17 protein-coding genes are annotated in these 17,198 nt (G+C 39.9%); 6 read left to right on the plus strand and 11 right to left on the minus strand.

Going from position 1 to position 17,198, the window contains the following annotated elements; genetic code table 11:
* Window positions 1-60 precede the first annotated feature (60 nt).
* Window positions 61-1,098 carry a PorP/SprF family type IX secretion system membrane protein gene (locus IPJ09_08160; GenBank protein MBK7371401.1) on the minus strand — a complete coding sequence of 346 codons (1,038 nt, stop codon included), beginning with the start codon at window positions 1,096-1,098 and terminating at the stop codon, window positions 61-63.
* A gap of 135 nt (window positions 1,099-1,233) precedes the next feature.
* Window positions 1,234-1,968, minus strand: a complete 735-nt coding sequence (locus IPJ09_08165; GenBank protein ID MBK7371402.1) for a hypothetical protein — start codon at window positions 1,966-1,968, stop codon at window positions 1,234-1,236.
* Window positions 1,969-2,138: 170 nt separating this feature from the next.
* Between IPJ09_08165 and IPJ09_08170 the strand changes: the two genes are divergently transcribed.
* Window positions 2,139-3,320 (plus strand): AI-2E family transporter, encoded by a 1,182-nt coding sequence (locus tag IPJ09_08170; GenBank protein MBK7371403.1) that lies wholly within the window; start codon window positions 2,139-2,141, stop codon window positions 3,318-3,320.
* A 9-nt stretch (window positions 3,321-3,329) separates the two neighbouring features.
* Here the strand turns inward: IPJ09_08170 and IPJ09_08175 are convergent, their stop codons facing one another.
* From IPJ09_08175 to rplM, 6 genes are all read right to left on the minus strand, one after another.
* Window positions 3,330-4,658 (minus strand): hydroxymethylglutaryl-CoA reductase, encoded by a 1,329-nt coding sequence (locus IPJ09_08175; GenBank protein MBK7371404.1) that lies wholly within the window; start codon window positions 4,656-4,658, stop codon window positions 3,330-3,332.
* A gap of 16 nt (window positions 4,659-4,674) precedes the next feature.
* Window positions 4,675-5,706, minus strand: coding sequence for a type 2 isopentenyl-diphosphate Delta-isomerase (locus tag IPJ09_08180; protein ID MBK7371405.1), 1,032 nt, complete (start codon window positions 5,704-5,706; stop codon window positions 4,675-4,677).
* 223 nt (window positions 5,707-5,929) lie between these two features.
* A complete protein-coding gene (locus IPJ09_08185; GenBank protein MBK7371406.1) occupies window positions 5,930-6,760 on the minus strand; it encodes an elongation factor Ts in 831 nt (276 codons plus the stop codon).
* 92 nt (window positions 6,761-6,852) lie between these two features.
* Window positions 6,853-7,590 carry a 30S ribosomal protein S2 gene (gene rpsB, locus IPJ09_08190; GenBank protein MBK7371407.1) on the minus strand — a complete coding sequence of 246 codons (738 nt, stop codon included), beginning with the start codon at window positions 7,588-7,590 and terminating at the stop codon, window positions 6,853-6,855.
* Window positions 7,591-7,622: 32 nt separating this feature from the next.
* Window positions 7,623-8,012 (minus strand): 30S ribosomal protein S9, encoded by a 390-nt coding sequence (rpsI, locus tag IPJ09_08195; GenBank protein ID MBK7371408.1) that lies wholly within the window; start codon window positions 8,010-8,012, stop codon window positions 7,623-7,625.
* A 27-nt stretch (window positions 8,013-8,039) separates the two neighbouring features.
* Entirely contained in the window at window positions 8,040-8,489 is a 450-nt protein-coding gene (rplM, locus tag IPJ09_08200; GenBank protein ID MBK7371409.1) for a 50S ribosomal protein L13, read from the minus strand.
* A 332-nt stretch (window positions 8,490-8,821) separates the two neighbouring features.
* Between rplM and IPJ09_08205 the strand changes: the two genes are divergently transcribed.
* Both IPJ09_08205 and IPJ09_08210 read left to right on the plus strand, forming a co-directional pair.
* Entirely contained in the window at window positions 8,822-10,525 is a 1,704-nt protein-coding gene (locus IPJ09_08205; GenBank protein ID MBK7371410.1) for a GMC family oxidoreductase, read from the plus strand.
* A gap of 35 nt (window positions 10,526-10,560) precedes the next feature.
* Complete coding sequence (locus IPJ09_08210; protein MBK7371411.1) at window positions 10,561-11,124, plus strand: gluconate 2-dehydrogenase subunit 3 family protein; 564 nt, start codon at window positions 10,561-10,563, stop codon at window positions 11,122-11,124.
* An 84-nt stretch (window positions 11,125-11,208) separates the two neighbouring features.
* On the opposite strand, the gene IPJ09_08215 is transcribed toward IPJ09_08210, so the two are convergent.
* The 3 genes from IPJ09_08215 to IPJ09_08225 are packed head-to-tail and all read right to left on the minus strand — an operon-like array spanning window position 11,209 to window position 14,704.
* Complete coding sequence (locus tag IPJ09_08215) at window positions 11,209-13,989, minus strand: CHAT domain-containing protein (protein MBK7371412.1); 2,781 nt, start codon at window positions 13,987-13,989, stop codon at window positions 11,209-11,211.
* A 27-nt stretch (window positions 13,990-14,016) separates the two neighbouring features.
* Window positions 14,017-14,382: a hypothetical protein gene (locus tag IPJ09_08220; GenBank protein MBK7371413.1), complete on the minus strand. Its 366-nt coding sequence runs from the start codon at window positions 14,380-14,382 to the stop codon at window positions 14,017-14,019.
* Window positions 14,383-14,389: 7 nt separating this feature from the next.
* A complete protein-coding gene (locus IPJ09_08225; protein MBK7371414.1) occupies window positions 14,390-14,704 on the minus strand; it encodes a hypothetical protein in 315 nt (104 codons plus the stop codon).
* Between the two features lie 346 nt (window positions 14,705-15,050).
* Here IPJ09_08225 and IPJ09_08230 point away from each other — a divergent pair, with 346 nt between their 5' ends.
* The 3 genes from IPJ09_08230 to IPJ09_08240 are packed head-to-tail and all read left to right on the plus strand — an operon-like array spanning window position 15,051 to window position 17,162.
* Entirely contained in the window at window positions 15,051-15,635 is a 585-nt protein-coding gene (locus IPJ09_08230; protein MBK7371415.1) for a sigma-70 family RNA polymerase sigma factor, read from the plus strand.
* Window positions 15,632-16,447: a hypothetical protein gene (locus tag IPJ09_08235; GenBank protein ID MBK7371416.1), complete on the plus strand. Its 816-nt coding sequence runs from the start codon at window positions 15,632-15,634 to the stop codon at window positions 16,445-16,447. The genes IPJ09_08230 and IPJ09_08235 overlap by 4 nt, the downstream gene beginning before the upstream one ends.
* A complete protein-coding gene (locus IPJ09_08240) occupies window positions 16,410-17,162 on the plus strand; it encodes a ComF family protein (GenBank protein MBK7371417.1) in 753 nt (250 codons plus the stop codon). The genes IPJ09_08235 and IPJ09_08240 overlap by 38 nt, the downstream gene beginning before the upstream one ends.
* Window positions 17,163-17,198 lie beyond the last annotated feature (36 nt).

Below are 17,198 nucleotides of genomic sequence, written 5' to 3' on the forward strand. Positions count from 1 at the left end.
AAAAGAGGCATAAAAAAAGTCATAAACAGGGATCAAAAATTTGTCGGAGTTGCAATATCACTAAAAAGTAGGACAATATACGCCCCTACTGTTAGAACCATCACAAATATTATATATTAACGATATCTCGAAAGCCCCATTTCCATTGCTGGCGGGACGCAAACTAGAGATATTTAAGTCATAGCTCAAGCCAATACCATATTGGTTAAAGTCAAACCTGGAGGATACAATGACGGCATCGGTGGTAAAAGGTTTGTCGTAATGATTGGCCAGTCTTACCCAGGCTCCAAATTGAAATGACTGTTCAAAATCAGTTGATTTTTGAGTTATGAACTTGGCACTACTGCCTAAGTTAAGTTCAAAAGCAGTACCTTGTTTAAACATCACTATCCCGGGAACAATATGGAGATTATTTTTCAATGCAAGCTCACCACCTGCATGCGCAGTAATCTTATTGGTCAATGGAACAATTCGATCATTGCTAAAAGATTGATTAGGTTGATTTAAATGGCTATAGGCTACTCCACCATAAAAGTTATTGTCTCCCAATACGCTGAACCACAATAGCCCTACATTAAGGTCGGCAAAAATGAATTGGTCTCTATCCAGCGCCTCCCCAGGCAAAGTGGGGTCAAAACCACCCTGTCCATCATGCTGGCTACCATATTGAGCTTTGGTAAAGTCTATACTCCTTGAAGCAGCTCCAATGTCAAATCCGGCAGCCAGGTAATGAGAATTGGTTCGACTACCGGCCATGCGTTTGCTAAAAGAACCTGACAATTTGCCTTGTATGGTACCAAAGTTGAGCTGACCTGCGACATCCCCCCAAAATCCTCCCCCAATCCCAAAATAATCGTACCTGCCAACCGGGATTTTTTGGTCATAAGTTGCAGAATACGTGTTATAGGCGTTGGACCGAAGTACACTGGCCCACTGATTGCGAAAATTGCCGATAAACCTTTTATTACAATTCATGACCCCTGTGAGCGCTGGATTCAAATTAAGGGGTGACATGTAAAACTGGGAGAAATGTATGTCCTGGGCTGTCATCAGAAACCCAAAACACACCAAAGTAAAAGCGAAAATTATTTTTTTCATTCGAATCCAGTCAATTAACGGTAAAAGTAAAAAATATTGGTTAAGCAAACTGTTAAAAAAGCTCAATTTGAGTCACCAGCCAAGATCCATGCCAAACAAATCAATTATCCACAAATAACGCTAACCGAGGGTTAGTTATTTTCGTTTGCCAATTTCCACCCCAACATAAAAATTGATAAAATAGGCAGTATTCGGTGTTTCTACCATTATAGGGATTTTTCTGGCATAAACATCGATGAGCATACCGGCTTCTAATGCTTTTACAAATTGCTCTTGCTCACCAAAGGAAAAATTAAGCGAGGCTTTGCCTTGTATACCGGGTATAATACCCAGATGGGTAATACCTTTCAAAAAAGAAGAAGAGCCGGCGATGCTGTTTAAATCCAAAAAATCTGCTTTAGTCTCCTCGGAGTATCTTTCGGCTTCAATTTTATAGCGGTCGCCATCGTACTTCCTGATATCAAGATAATAAGGTTTGGTGATGCCTAATGCAGGACCCGCTTCGTACGAAAGCGCTACAGCCACTCCTTTTCTTTTTGCTTTCTCGGAGAAATATCTTTTGGCTCCTAATCCTCCCCGGAGTGCATAAAATGAATTCTGCTTGCCATATACAAAGCCATTTGCACTGGGTATATTATGCAGGATGGATTGGGTACGGAGGCTCTGATGATATTCTTTAGGATGTTTGAGCGATCCGAAATCAATATGATAATAAGTCGTCAGATAATACTTTTTAATAATGCCTTTTCTGTAACCGATATTAAAGCCGGATGAATGAATGCCTCCCAGGAACGATTGCTCCTCTGTATACAATACCCCCGAATAACTATAGTCCATCTGGCGAGGTTGAATAGTAGTCTGACCGATCATCCTAAAACAACCCAGAAATAATAATAATATGATACTGTAAATCCTCAGAAGAAATAAATTCAGGCTTTAAATATAGGTGTCTTACACTTCAGATGCAAATAATTGAATCCAAAGTTTTAAAGTCTAGCTTGCAGACAGATCTACCATCTATTCCTTAAATTGCGAGATAAATGCAAAAAATAAGCCGCACGTTTTGGATCGTAGTCTCCGCCTGCATCGGCATCTATCTGATCTACTATTTTTCTGATCTGGTGAGCTTTATCCTGGCATCCTGGCTTTTGTCGATGTTGGGTCAGCCTATCATGCATTTTTTATTGTACCGGTTAAAGCTGAAAAAATTTTCATGGGGAACTTCGATCAGTGCTATCATTACAATCATCCTTTATATAGCTCTAATTGTAATGATAGGAGTACTTTTTATCCCTATCATCATTGAACAAGGATCTCATCTGGCCAATATTGATTATGATAAAATTGCCAATTCGCTTCAGGTGCCCATCACCTATATAAATCAAAAGCTTCAAAATATCGGGCTCATTTCATCTGAGCAAAGCGTGATGGACCAGCTAAAAGAGATTGTCCAGAAATGGTTTAAACCAGATCGATTGTCAAACGTATTTGGCTCTATCCTCAAAATCGGAAGCAACCTTACGCTGGCTATTGGATCGATCATATTTATTACTTTCTTTTTTCTCCAGGAGTCCGGTTTGTTTCAAGAGTATCTGGTAGCCATCGTACCCAAACGCCATGAAAACAAAATCCTGCACGTATTGGAAGACTCCAGTAAATTGTTGCGCCGATACTTTGGAGGGATTCTCATTCAAATTACGTTTTTCTGCCTGGTATGTTATATCATTCTGAACATACTTGGCGTAGGCAATGCATTGTTGATTAGTTTTTTCGCCGGGATCATGAATGTTATACCCTATGTCGGTCCACTCATAGCTATGGGGTTTGCTGCATTTATCACCATCACCAGTAGTGTCGGGTTAGATTTTAACCAATTCATTTTGCCTTTGAGCATTAGATCTATTGCGGCCATCTTTGGCACTCAATTAATAGACAATTGGCTGATACAACCATTTTTATTTTCCAAGACAGTCAAAGCCCATCCGCTGGAGATATTTATTGTGATACTCGTCAGTGCCAAAATCGGAGGAATCACCGGCATGGTTCTGGCCATCCCTGCTTATACTATATTGAGAGTGGTCGCAAAAGCGTTCTTGAGTGAATACAAAATCGTAAAAAAAATCACCGAAGAAATGGATTCAGAGCCATCTTTACATACCGATGCTACAGACATGAGTGTTAGAGACCAAAATAATAGTGAAGATGTAGCCGCTCATTTGTAATCAAAGAATTTATGAATTGCGCAGCAAATCTAAAAAGGCTCTTACACTATTGACTGATACAGTTTTGTCCATAAAATAAATAGTGGCTTTTTCTTTCTCCTCCGAAGAGGCCTGCACCTGGGACAAAATATTATTGAGATGCATTTTCATATGCCCTTGTTGAATTCCGGTGGTCACCAAAGATCGGATGGCCGCAAAATTTTGTATAAGGCCCGATGCAGCTATGATCATCATCAACTCATTGGCTCCCGGATTATCCATGAGCTCCAGGGAACGTTTTGCGATGGGATGTAAACTTGTCAGACCACCGATGGTCCCGATGGCCAACGGGAGTTCCATCCAAAACTTAAAGACGCCTTGATCTATACTGCAACTACTCAGGCTTTTATAAGTACCACTTCGTGAAGCATAGGTATGTCCACAGGCTTCAATGGCCCGAAAATCATTGCCTGTAGCCAATGCCACAGCGTCAATCCCATTAAATATGCCTTTGTTATGAGTACAAGCTCTATAAGCATCAACTTGAGCAATTCGTATTGCATGATAGAACCGTTCTGCAAAAGTGATGCTATCTATATCACCTGCAAAATCACCAAGTTCGGTGATCGGGCATTCCACCCAAACCTTCACTACACAATCAGGCGTATAATTGGACAAAATAGACATGATCACATCCAACTCTCTTTCTGCAGGCAACAGCAAGGGTGAAGTTTTAAAAAAATTCTGAATGGTTCCAGAAAAGATTTCGAGGACAGTATTAATAAAATTAGCCCCCATTGAATCCCGGGTATCAAATTCAGCAAAAAGCTGATACAGCCCAGGTTCTTGAGAAGAAAATGACTTCCAGCTCAAAGACAATAAGCCACCGCCACGACTTTTCATGGATGCCATGGCTTCTTCTGATTCTTCTATCAGTCTCGATTTTAGCGAATCAAATATTTCGGCAAACCTGGACTCGGTACCACTCCAGTAAAAATGTACATGTCCTATTTTACGGGTATCTATCACTTTGGCATGGATGCCTCCACGATCCATCCAAAATTTTGCAGCGTGTGATGCAGCTGCGACGACACTACTTTCTTCCGTCACCATCGGCACACAATAGGTCACTCCGTTGAGCACAAAATTGGGGACGACTCCTAGCGGGAGAGGATAATTACTGATCGTGTTTTCACTGATGCCATCGATAACTTCCTGTTGATTTTCGTCCGTCAACCAATAAGATTTTAACTCATGCATTACTACTTCAGGATCTTTAAAAAAATTCTCCACCAACCATTTGATTTTACCCACCTTGGACAGTTTAGAAAATCCGGCAATAGTTTTATGCGCATCCATTAGTACCCTTATTTGATCAACGAACTTCCAAATAGTTGTTTGCAATCTGAAACCCCCTGACTTGCCCTTTGACATAGTCATAGAGCTGACTATATCCTTGCCTGGCCGGCCCTAAAAGACCTGAAGCCTGGCCATAAGCTGCAGGATAGTTTAGTTTTTGTATAAGATGATATCCGTCTAAAAAGTTTTTGATTCCCCCGGAAATGATGAACGATTTGCATTTCATTTTGGACTTAAGTGTCGCACCAATGATGTTAACCATTTCTACCATTTCAATAGCGGTATGTCCTACCTGACTCAAGGCGGAAAACTCCTCTGCAGCAGTCGATTTTGCTCTTTTTAATTCAAGTATAGAAAAATTGGTTCCGCCCAAAGCTGCAAATTCAATAGCCTCCAATGGCAATCTAAGCAGCGACTCAAGACTTTTGGGGCCCATCCCCTGCCCTACTTCCTTGACTATGACCGGAACCTTCAGATGACGGAGCGCGAGCCTGATTGTTTCCAATGGAGATTTACTGATATCATCTCCTTCGGGTTGCAATAACTCCTGTAAAGGATTGACATGTATGATCAATCCATCGGCTTCTAATTTTGTGATCAATCTAATTACTTTACCCCAATCTTCATTTTTGGCTATTTGCTCCAATTGAGCGATGCCAAGATTGGCAAAAAGAGGAGTCTCATCACCCAGGATAGGTCTTACATGAAAATCTTTAAAATATTGGTCGTCATCTAATATAATGCGACAGGAGCCCAGCCCCATACCCAAGCCAAACTCCTTACTGACTTTGGCTAGCCTGGTATTAATCTCCCTGGCTGAGGCAGTACCCCCAGTCATCGAAGACACCCATAAAGGGAAGCGCATGGATTTTGAAGCCAAATAAAATGGTGGGATCTCAGAATGTCCGGGATGTGCTCTGATCAAGGGTTCATAATAAAATCGAGTATCAGCCATAGAAGGCAATATCTGCGAATCCATGGCAAGCTGGATATGATCTTTTTTGCGTTGATCCAGTTTTTCTCCGGGAGATGTACTCTTTTTATTCATCAGATTGGCTGCAAAAATCGTAAAATATATCCCAAATAATGCATTTCTATCAAGCCTTAAGGCAATTCAAAATGGCAATTGATACCTAAACAGGATAAGAATAAAATAGTTCATCCTCATTAAAAAGCGGTCAAAGGGCTACTGGCGAAATAGAATTACCTCAAAAAAACAACCCCGGCTTACACGTAGCAGGCCGGGGTTGTTTAATTATTGTAAGCAGACATTAACCGTTCATCACGTGCTTAAAAGCTGTGACTGTAAGGTCTTTGTCAAATTTTTTCAAATACTGATCTACATTCAATTTTGAATCCTTGACAAATTCTTGAAGTAACAAAGTATTGTCTTTAAAAAATTTATTCAATTTTCCGGTAGCTATCTTTTCCAGCATTTCTTCTGGTTTGCCTTCTTGTCTGGCTACTTCTTTGCCGATTTCAATTTCTTTTTCTATAATGGACTTGTCTACACCTTCTGAATTCACGGCTATAGGTTTCATAGCAGCTACCTGCATGGCAACATCTTTGCCTGCCTCAAGAAAACTATCATTTATTATATTCAGTCCAACGATGACTGCCGCTCGATTGCCCATATGAATATAAGGCACTACCATCGGAGCTTCCAATTTTTCATAGCTCTCAAGTCCAATTTTTTCACCAATAGCAGCTACCATGTCGTTGACCTTATCCTTAATCGCTACTCCATTGATAGGCAATAGACTGAGTGCATCCAGATCTGCAGGAAACTCGGACAGAGCGATTTGGGCGATTTGCTTTGCAGTATTGATGAAGTCTTCATTTTTGGAAACAAAATCAGTTTCACTACTTAGTCTGATGACGACACCTTTTGAATGGTCATCAGCTACGAGCGCGATGACAACACCTTCTTTGGCATCCCGGTCAGCTCTTTTTACTGAAAGTTTTTGTCCTTTTTTACGCAATACTTCGATTGCCTTTTCAAAATCACCTTCCGCTTCGGTGAGGGCGGACTTACAGTCCATCATGCCGGCACCTGTCATTTCGCGAAGTTTTTTTACATCAGCAGCAGATATTTCGCTCATAATATTAATAGGTTAGATAATTGAATAAATAAAAATTATTGATAGGTAGGAATTTTCTAATCCTACGGTCCAAAAGAACGGAAAAATAAAGGTTATGAATTAGCTGCAGCGGTCACGCCTTCTAACTCAACTTTCATTTGTTTTCTTTCCTCCAATCCCTCTTTAATAGCTTCTACCAATACAGAGGTAATCAAAGTAATGGATTTGGAAGCGTCGTCATTGGCAGGGATAGCAAAATCAACAAGGTTGGGATCGCAATTAGTATCGACCATAGCAAATGTCTTGATACCCAGGCGAGTAGCTTCCTGTAAGGCTATATGTTCATGTCCGATATCGACAATATACAGTGCATCCGGCAATCTATTTAATTGAGAGATACCACCTAATTCTTTATCAAGCTTGGCACGTTCTCTATCGAGTGTCAATCTTTCTTTTTTAGTAATGCTCACGACTTCATTGCCTGCAGCCAGCATACGTTCTATATTGTGCATTTTTTTGACAGATCGTCGGATAGTAGCAAAATTGGTCATCATACCACCCAGCCATCTTTCTGTCACATAAGGCATGTTGACATTTTGTGCAGCAGTAGCAAGGATTTCGCGAGCTTGCTTTTTAGTAGCTACGAACATGACTTTTCTGCCGGATTTTACGATGTTTTTGAGTGCATTAGCAGCTTTCTCCAAATTTTCTGAAGTTCTGTTCACATCAATAATATGGATGCCTTTATGCTCGGCAAAAATATATTGACGCATTTTGGGGTTCCATTTTTTCCGTAAGTGGCCAAAGTGAACACCTGCATCTAACATTTCCTGATAGGTTGGAATTTTCATCAGACTTTATTCTTTTGATTAAAATACTTGGATTATCGTTTAGAAAACTGGAAGCTCTTGCGGGCTTTTGGTTTACCATATTTTTTACGCTCGACTACCCGTGCATCACGAGTGAGGAGTTTTAGATCTTTTAACGGTTTTTTATAATCACCATTGATCTTGACCAGACATCGGGAGATTCCCAAACGAATAGCCTCAGCCTGGCCTTTGAAGCCACCACCGGATACCAGGATCTTCATATCATAACCTACTTGCTCTACTTTAGCTGCCAGGAAAGGTTCCATAAGCTTTGCTTGCATATTGCGTAGGGGAAAGTAATCAGCCAATTCACGACCATTGACCCTGATTTGTCCAGCGCCTTTGTATATATAGACTCTGGCTACTGCTGCTTTGCGTCTTCCGACTCCATTTATTATTTCCATTTAATAAAGCTTTATATAGGATTTTAATCAAATAGTGAACTCAATAGGTTGTTGTGCCTGATGAGGGTGTTCGGCCCCTGTATATAAAAAGAGCTTTTTAAACATCTTCCTGCCCAGGCTATTTTTTGGCAGCATGCCTTTGACAGCATGTTCAAGGATGTATTCCGGTTTTCTGGCATAAAGCTCTTTAGAAGTCTTGGTTTTCTGACCACCTGGATAACCAGAATAGGTCTGATATTCCTTGACAAGCATTTTCTTGCCAGTCATGCGGACTTTTTCTGCATTGGTCACGATGACAAAGTCTCCAGTGTCTGTATGGGGAGTATATGACGGATTGGTCTTGCCTCTCAGAATAGAAGCAATCCTGGTAGAGAGCCTACCAAGGGTAAGACCATCGGCATCAACGATAAACCATTTTCTCTTGCCATCGAAGTCTTCCTTCTTTGCAGATATGGTCTTATAAGATAATGTATTCACTTTAAAATAAATTTTCTGTGATAAAAAGAGCCGCAAAAGTATACTTTAGTGATCATTCCCACAAGTTTTTTTTCATAAAGTATTGAAAAACAAGCAAATTTTAGTCACTTTCTGTATATAGTTAATAGCTAAACTATTGAATATCACCATTTTTCAAGGGTCCAGAACAAAAAATAAACCTGGCTTCATGTCAGCTATTCAAGACAAATACTGCAAGCCATGGGTTAAAATAATGTCAAAATTTATTTAAAAAATACAAAATTGATATGATTCATAAAGAAACAATCGGATTTTTATACTTTTATCACTTTGATTAATTAAAAATCTATATAATGTATTTTAACTCAGATCTGAAATCAGAAAACTCTTATGACGCAATAGTGGTAGGTTCCGGCATCTCTGGAGGATGGGCTGCCAAAGAGCTTACCGAGCAAGGCCTCAAAGTATTGGTACTGGAGCGTGGGCGTATGGTGAAACATGGCGAATACCCTACAGCCGCCCTGGCTCCATGGCAATTACCACACGGAAATAAGCTATCAGCTGAAGAACTTAAGGATTATGAAAAACAAAACAGGACCGGTTATACTGTGAGGCAGGATACAAAACACTGGTGGATCAAGGATACTGAGAGTCCGTATACTGAGGTCAAAAGATTTGATTGGATGCGTGGCTACCATGTAGGCGGGAGATCTATCATGTGGGGTCGTCACAGTTACCGTCACAGTGATATTGATTTTACTGCCAATGCCAAAGATGGGCATGGAACTGACTGGCCCATACGATATAAAGACATCGAACCCTGGTACACTAAGGTAGAGCAATTTATAGGTGTAGCAGGGCAAAAAGAAGGCTTGCCACAACTTCCGGATGGTGATTTTCTGCCACCCATTGCACACAATTGCGTAGAAAGCTCGCTCCGGGAGAAGATTAAGGCCAAATTTCCAGAACGCATCCTGTCTATGGGAAGGGTAGCCAATCTAACTCAAGATCACAATGGTCGCACCAAATGCCAATTTAGAAATCTGTGTATAAGAGGTTGTCCTTATGGAGCCTACTTCAGTTCACTGTCATCGACCCTGCCTGCTGCTGAAAAGACTGGCAACATGACTATCAGACCCAATTCAATAGTCAATTCTATTGTCTATGATAGTAAAACCAAAAAAGCCAGTGGTGTAAGAATCATTGATGCTGAATCTATGGAGACGATGGAATTTAATGCCAAAGTGATATTCTTATGTGCCTCAGCACTCAACTCTACCTGGGTGCTCATGAATACAAAGACTGATGAATATCCAGATGGACTTGGATCTTCCAGTGGGGAACTTGGCCACAACCTGATGGATCATCATTTTAGAGCGGGTGCCAGCGCTGAAATACCAGGATTTGATGATATGTATTATCTCGGTCGAAGACCGGGAGGGACTTATATGCCAAGATTCAGAAATGTAGGTAATGATGTGCGAAAAGATTATCTGCGCGGGTTTGGATATCAGGGAGGTGCTTCCAGACTTGGATGGCAAAGAAATGTTCAGGAGTTAGGCTTTGGACAAGACCTTAAAGATAACCTGGGCACTCCGGGACCTTGGGTGATGGGATTTACAGGATTTGGGGAGACACTCCCATATCATGAAAATAAAATCTCCCTCAATCACGAGCTACTCGACAAATGGGGCCAGCCTACTTTGACGATAGACTGTGAGTTTAAAGAAAATGAGATGACGATGCGCAAAGACATGATCTCTTGTGCTGGAGAAATGCTTGAAGCATCAGGTGCAAAAAACATTAAACTCAACGACCCCAAAGACAATGCTCCGGGATTAGGTATACATGAGATGGGCACAGCCAGGATGGGTACCAGTCCAAAAAACAGTGTGTTGAATAAACATAACCAGGTTTGGGATTGTACCAATGTATATGTCACCGATGGCGCTTGTATGACTTCATCAGCGTGTGTCAATCCTTCATTGACTTATATGGCATTGACTGCGCGTGCAGCCAGCCATGCAGTCTCTGAATTGAAAAAAAAGAATTTATAATCAACTATTAAATTAAACTTCTAATAAAAATAAAGATGGATAGAAGAGAAGCTTTAAGACTGAGCACCCTACTGCTGGGTGGTACTATATCTGCGTCTACACTGAGCGGTGTTTTGCAAGGCTGCAAAGCAGATCCCAAACCAGATTGGACTCCTGCTTATATACCTCAAAATAGCCAGGCGAGCCTGGCCGAGCTCTGTGAAACAATAATACCGGCCGGCAAAACTCCAGGTGCCAAAGATGCCAAGGTCGATCGATTTATAGATGCGATGCTCAAAGATGTGTGGAAACCTGAGGAAGCTGAAAGTTTTGTCAGCGGCTTGACCCAGTTAGATACAGATGCAAAATCCAAATATGGAAAATCATTTGCCAAAATCACTGGAGAACAAAGAAATGAAATGGTGAAAATGATGGATGACGAATTAAAAAACAACACCGGCATTGACAATTCTTTTTATAAAATGGTAAAAGAATTGACCATCACAGGATATTGTACATCAGAAGAAGGCGCTACAAAATTGCTAAAATATCTTCCTGTACCCGGAGAGTATAAGCCCTGTATCCCATTGTCAGAAGTTGGTGGGGCCTGGGCTATATAATTTAAAGTAATAACCTGCCCACCTGCTTTGGGTTGGCTTTTCAGCCTCCTGAACAAACGTACGCAGTATTATTTTACTTTCTAACTACGCTATCAACTGTATAATGCCTGACAGATACTTTCTACTATAGAATAGGTAACCTCCTAAACCGGCAAGGCTAAAAGAAAACATGGGTATCAGACTAAAAAGGTTGGTGATCCGACTTAGCAGTGAATCTTTTATCAATGGGGCTAAGTCCCCCTGGCATTGAAATGCAGCCCAATAAAAAGGAAAGGCTGACTCGGCCGTTCTGGCATGAGAAATATAGTCAAGCTGCATTTCCTGGATAGCCTCATCTTTGAATCTACCATTTAATAAGTGTTGATAGATTTGACGGACTTGTAGATTGGCGACTTGATCACTGACCTTCCAGAGCGTGCTGATCACAGAGGATGCTCCTGCGTTGAAAAATGATCTGGCCAGGCTAAAGACACCTTCTTCTTCAATCTTTTTCCCAATACCTGTTTCGCAAGCACTTAGAAATACAAGATCAGCTGGCAGGGACTTTTCAGCAATTGTGCCACTAGTCATCATACCTCCATCAAATAATATTATAGATGAATCCTGGTCATCCGGACTGGCTTGGGCGTGGCTGGAAATGTGAATAATCTTTGAGTAAGGAGCGAACTTTAAAAAATTATCCATGGTAGCCTGATCACCAAGATATACATCACCTCCGATCATTTTTTGCAGTTCCTGGCACTCATCTACATTATGATGAAGGTCAACAAATGTAGGGCCAAATGCCACAAATGGCCGGTTGAATGTAACTGGAGATCTTACTCTTTGATGATCCATAGCCCATATAGATAAAGAATGTTGCGAAGCAATGGTGTTGGTCTTAACCCAATAAGGCCACTTTCTGCAATCAAGTGTAGAAGATGGATGGGTGAGTAATGCAGCCCATGGCAAATTGGCCATATTGGCCTCAGGTACGATGAGTATCTTATGTTTTAGATCGTGCTCAAAAGGCAGAATCAGGAGATTATAGATCTTTGTAGCCACATCAATATAATCCTTCGATGCTTGCAGAAAATTATCTGAGAACTCTGTAAGCAGGGTACCAATCGAAAGTAATAATTCGTCGATATTCCTTGCCTCACCAGAAAGAGATAATGGAAGTTGTTTAAATATCACTGATTGTTTATTAATCACCAGTGCATAAGTGTAAGCTTGATTAAAATTAAAATACTCCACGATGGTCTGATCAGCCGGCAAACCAGCCTGCACTACATCCATGTCTAACATTTCAAAATTGAGATGACTGTGCTGCCATACACTAATAGAAGAATCGACTAAAATGGATTTTAAAATAATTAAAGAATCAATCTGTTCTACAGAGGATTGTATCAACTGATTTACCTCAGCTACTTTTGATTTTAAAGAGTTTAAAATCAAACGTTCGTCTGGGGGTAAATCTTTGGCAAGGAACAAATTATAAGATTTATTGGACTCAAAATAATTGAGGAGCACGCTGAGTTGTGCCTGGGTAGGCTGGATATGCTTAAACAATTCATAATAATTATACAAAGCATGGTCACATAAACTTTTTAATTGGGTAAGTAAAGTGACCCTGTCAGCATCATCGGGCAAGTCCAGGCGCAAATAATACAGCACCTTGATCGCTTCGTCGGTGAGCCTGGCACATTTAGTCAAAAGTGCTGTGTCCTTCGTAAGTCTATAAGCGTCTGTATACATCGAAGTCGCTTTTTGCATAAAAACAAGGTAATCACTTCTACTTCCTTTCATATGCAGATCAGGACCATAAAAAAGCCATTTTTTAGATTGGACCACCATTGAATCAATTTCCGGAAAATTGCAATTTTTCAATGCCAACGAGCCCTGGAGCAAAAGAAACTCCAAATTGACCTGAGCATCGTTTTTAAAAGCAGGCAATAGGGCCAGGGCCTTGTCTCGGTAGTATATTGATTTAGAGACAAAGTCATGCTGTATAAAATACTGGCTGATTTTTATGAAGATGATTGGATCATGCGTCAACAAATCATTTGAAGTAAGTTGGGTCAAAATAGAATTCATCTGGTCTGATTTTATGCCATTTTTACGCAACAACACCTGGATGAGCTCCCGCTCCCAACGCTTATCATACAATGACTTTCTTTTATTTGAATGGAGCTTATTGAGCACTTTATCTATTGATTGAAGATCTCCGGACACTACTGCAAATTTGAACAGATCTACGAGCCTGGCCTGTTCGAATCCCCAAAATTTTTTCTCTTTTTTTGATTTCAACGAATCAGCTTCAATAGCGGTAGTCATCGCTTGGTTATATTGGCTACCTGCAAGACTAAGTTTACCGTCTTTGAGATAAGCGTCCCCTTTGCGAAACTGAATCATCATCCTGTAAAAAGCGATATCAGAGTTTTCTAATTCAGATTGATGCTTTAATAAAAGGGTTTCTGCCTGGTTTAACACATTGATCTTGTCGAAATTTGTATTTTTTTCTTTGTAAAATTCATATTCATTTATGTAAATGCCATATTGAATCGCAAAACTTAATGGAACATCTGGTCGAATCTCATTTTTAAGCATTTGGAATATTCGGTCAAACTCCACACCATTTCTGTCTCTATAATAATCCAACTGAAAAAACAATGATTTACATCGGTATTCAACCTTGATGGAGTCATTGGGCGATGTGGAAGCAAGCTCAAATAACTTAAGTGAATTCTCCAAAACCAGGTTGTGCGCACCAGCATTTTCGTAATTATTTATTTTATTATATAAGTTGTGGAGCAAGTCAATCTCCGTACCATACATATGAATGCACAGCAAACTGAAAATAAATACACCTATCGATCTATTCATAACATGACCCGACACTATTTAATACTTTCAGAGAATCTGGATTTTAAACTCGTAGTGGTCATTATCATTTTCTATGAATTCATATACTACTATTGTGTGATTTTCCAATTTGTCCAATCCTTGAGGAACATAATAATGCATTAAGTCTTTGTTGCATAAATCGTGATCCAATACTTCTTCAAAGTTTACCAAGACAGTTGATTTATTGACATCGTATATGCGTGCCGTAATTGGAATTGAAGAGACAATAGGATTGTAAAAATATTTTCTTTGCCAGGCAATTTCTGTTGACTTAGGCGAAAGAATTCTGGCATAAGCTTGCAATGCAGCATTACCGGTACTTGTACTTTTTTCAGTATAACATGGAGGACCAGGAGAAGGGCAATAGGACATAAGTAAATTATTTAAAAAATTTAAAATAGGATGATGGGCTCAGGAAAAATGCCAGGATTTTTCCCAAAAAACCAGATTTTCGAAGGGCATTGGTGACCCCAAAAAATGCTGCGATGGAATCATACGTGTACCAGGCGGATCTGTATTTTGAAGCATTTTTTGCTACGTTTTCGATTTGCTCACTGGTATGCAAAAGCGTCTCGCAATTTTCTTTAAAGTCTTCTTTTTGCTCAAGCTGAATTTTTTCCAGCAATGCAAGGTGCTTTAGTTCATCGTAAAGATGTACGGTACCATATTTAAAAGGAAATTCAATTTTGGCCATAAATAATAAGTTTTAGAAGTTTAGTTCAACAATAGATGTAATATACGTGCAAAATGTCACTAGGTTAAAGTGCTTTTTTAAAAAATATTTACCGCAATCCCTCGTCAAGCAACTTTAATGTGTCAAAGGCCATATAAAATAATGCAAACAAAGCTTGATCGGTTCGTATTCAAAATATTCCATCAAAATACATTGGTCCATCATTACATATTGGACCGGGCTAAGATCGGAAGCAAAAAGAATTAAATATTTATTACCTCTCAAACATTTGATTTATAATTATTTATATTTAAGCCCACAATTTTTTAACTAAAGTTTCAGGACATTTAATCAAGCACTTACACTTATGGATGTAGCAGAAGAAAAGAGACTGGTAGAAATGATTCAGGCAGGCGGAAGACTAAGGGAGCAGGCTTTGAGTAATATCTATAATGACTCTGGAATCAAAGATAAACTTACTCATATGATCACAAACAATCACGGCAATACACAGGATGGAGAAGACCTCTATCAAGAGGCTATGATCGTGCTGGACAAAAATATCCGCAGCGGTGATTTTAGAGTCGAAGGCAGCTTAACTTCCTACCTCTATTCAATAGGTAAATACTTGTGGATGAATCACTTAAGAAAAAAGAGTCTAACTTTAAAAGAAAGCTTTTCAGATCAGGAACTGATATCGAGTAGCGTTCAACCTGATAATCTGATGATGGATGAACAACGAAAGGAATACCTTAAAAACCTGCTCAGTAAACTCGGTACCAAATGTCAAAACATTCTTGAAATGTGGCAGCTGTCTTACTCCATGGAGGAAATAGCCAATGCCTTAAAACTAACGGATTCCTCTACTGCCCGAAAAGCCAAGTACGACTGCCAACAGCAGTTGATCAAACTAATCCAATCGAACCCTCACACAAAAAATGAACTGAAATGAACTCATTCTCTCTAAATGAAACCTGGCTGGACCTGTTTGAGCGATATTATCTCAAACAAATGTCCGATGAAGAGACTACTGATTTCCTTCAAAACCTTAATAAAAATCAAGATGCTTCCAAGGCTTATGACGCCTTTGTAATTTCAAAAGAAGTCGTCGAACAAAAAATTGAAGCCAGTCTTCGAGCTCAAATTCAAGAATGGCAGCTCAAAGTAACCGATCGGGACCAAAAAGAAAACAGCAAAATAATACAACTTGAAAAACCTCAAACAACCACGAAGCCTGTCAGATGGATACGATGGGTTGCTGCTGCAGCTATATTATTTGTCGTAGGATTTGGGTACACCAAGTATATGTATGTAAAAGAATATGCCGATACTTTAGGTCGAGACTATATTGAGGAAATTACAGCGCTGCAGTTACGATCTCCCGGCGAATCACCAGAAGCCCCGCTGTTTGACATTTTGAATAAATATCACAACGATTATACCAGTGCTATCAAAGAGCTGGATAAAATAGAACCTGCTACCGGTGCTGTGTACTCAAAAGCCCAACAATATATCGGCAGGATGTATACCCGTATGGGCCAATGCGAACCAGCGGCAAATGCTTTCACCAAGGCAGGTGTTGTCGCGGATGCAGATATCGATATGAGCGCCGTGATCTGCCTTATCAAAAGTCATCAGACATCTACCCCAATGTTTGAAAAAAAACTCAATAAAATACTTTCGGATCCAAACCATCCAAATTATACAGATGCTCAAAAAATAAAAAATGACACCAAAGGAATCTGGTGGAGTTTATTCAATTGAACATGTAATTCGACAAGGCGCATTCTTTTTTACTGATTTTTCTTCAAGTTTATTAGATCTCTTTTTTCCAGGCATATGTATGGCCTGTGAAGAACAGCAGGCCATTCGAAATCATCTATATTGTGTACACTGCACTTATGAAATATCGGCTACCCAGCATTGGGACCATCGTCAGAATGAGTTTACTCAAAAGTTTGTGGGTAGAATCCCCATCGAACAAGGTGCCTCCTTGTATAAGTTTGTACCTGGCGGATTGTTTCAGAAAGTCATACACAAACTGAAATATCAATCCCGTCCGGAAATTGGAGTCCACCTGGGACGGATAGCCGGTCGGGAAATGAAGAAAAAATGGGATTTGCCTGACATGATCATTCCTGTACCGATCCACCCACAAAAACTCTGGACCAGGGGGTACAATCAAGCAGAACGTATTGCATATGGAATCTCTCAAGAATTATCAGTTCCGGTACATCAGCGTTCATTGGCCAAAGTTCATATGACCAAAAGCCAAACTGGATTTCATAGAATGGAAAGAATGAATAATGTAGAGGACGCATTCAAATTGATGGATCATAAAAACTATTCTAAAAAACATATCTTATTGGTAGACGATGTACTGACTACTGGTGCTACGCTGGAAGCATGTGCCAAACCCTTGCTGCAAATACCCGATATCAGAATCAGTATGTTTACCCTGGCCATAGGTCAGTTATGATGATTCATTTAGATTTTTATGTTTCCTTAAAATAAT

This window comes from Saprospiraceae bacterium (genome assembly GCA_016709995.1).
GTDB lineage: Bacteria > Bacteroidota > Bacteroidia > Chitinophagales > Saprospiraceae > JADJLQ01.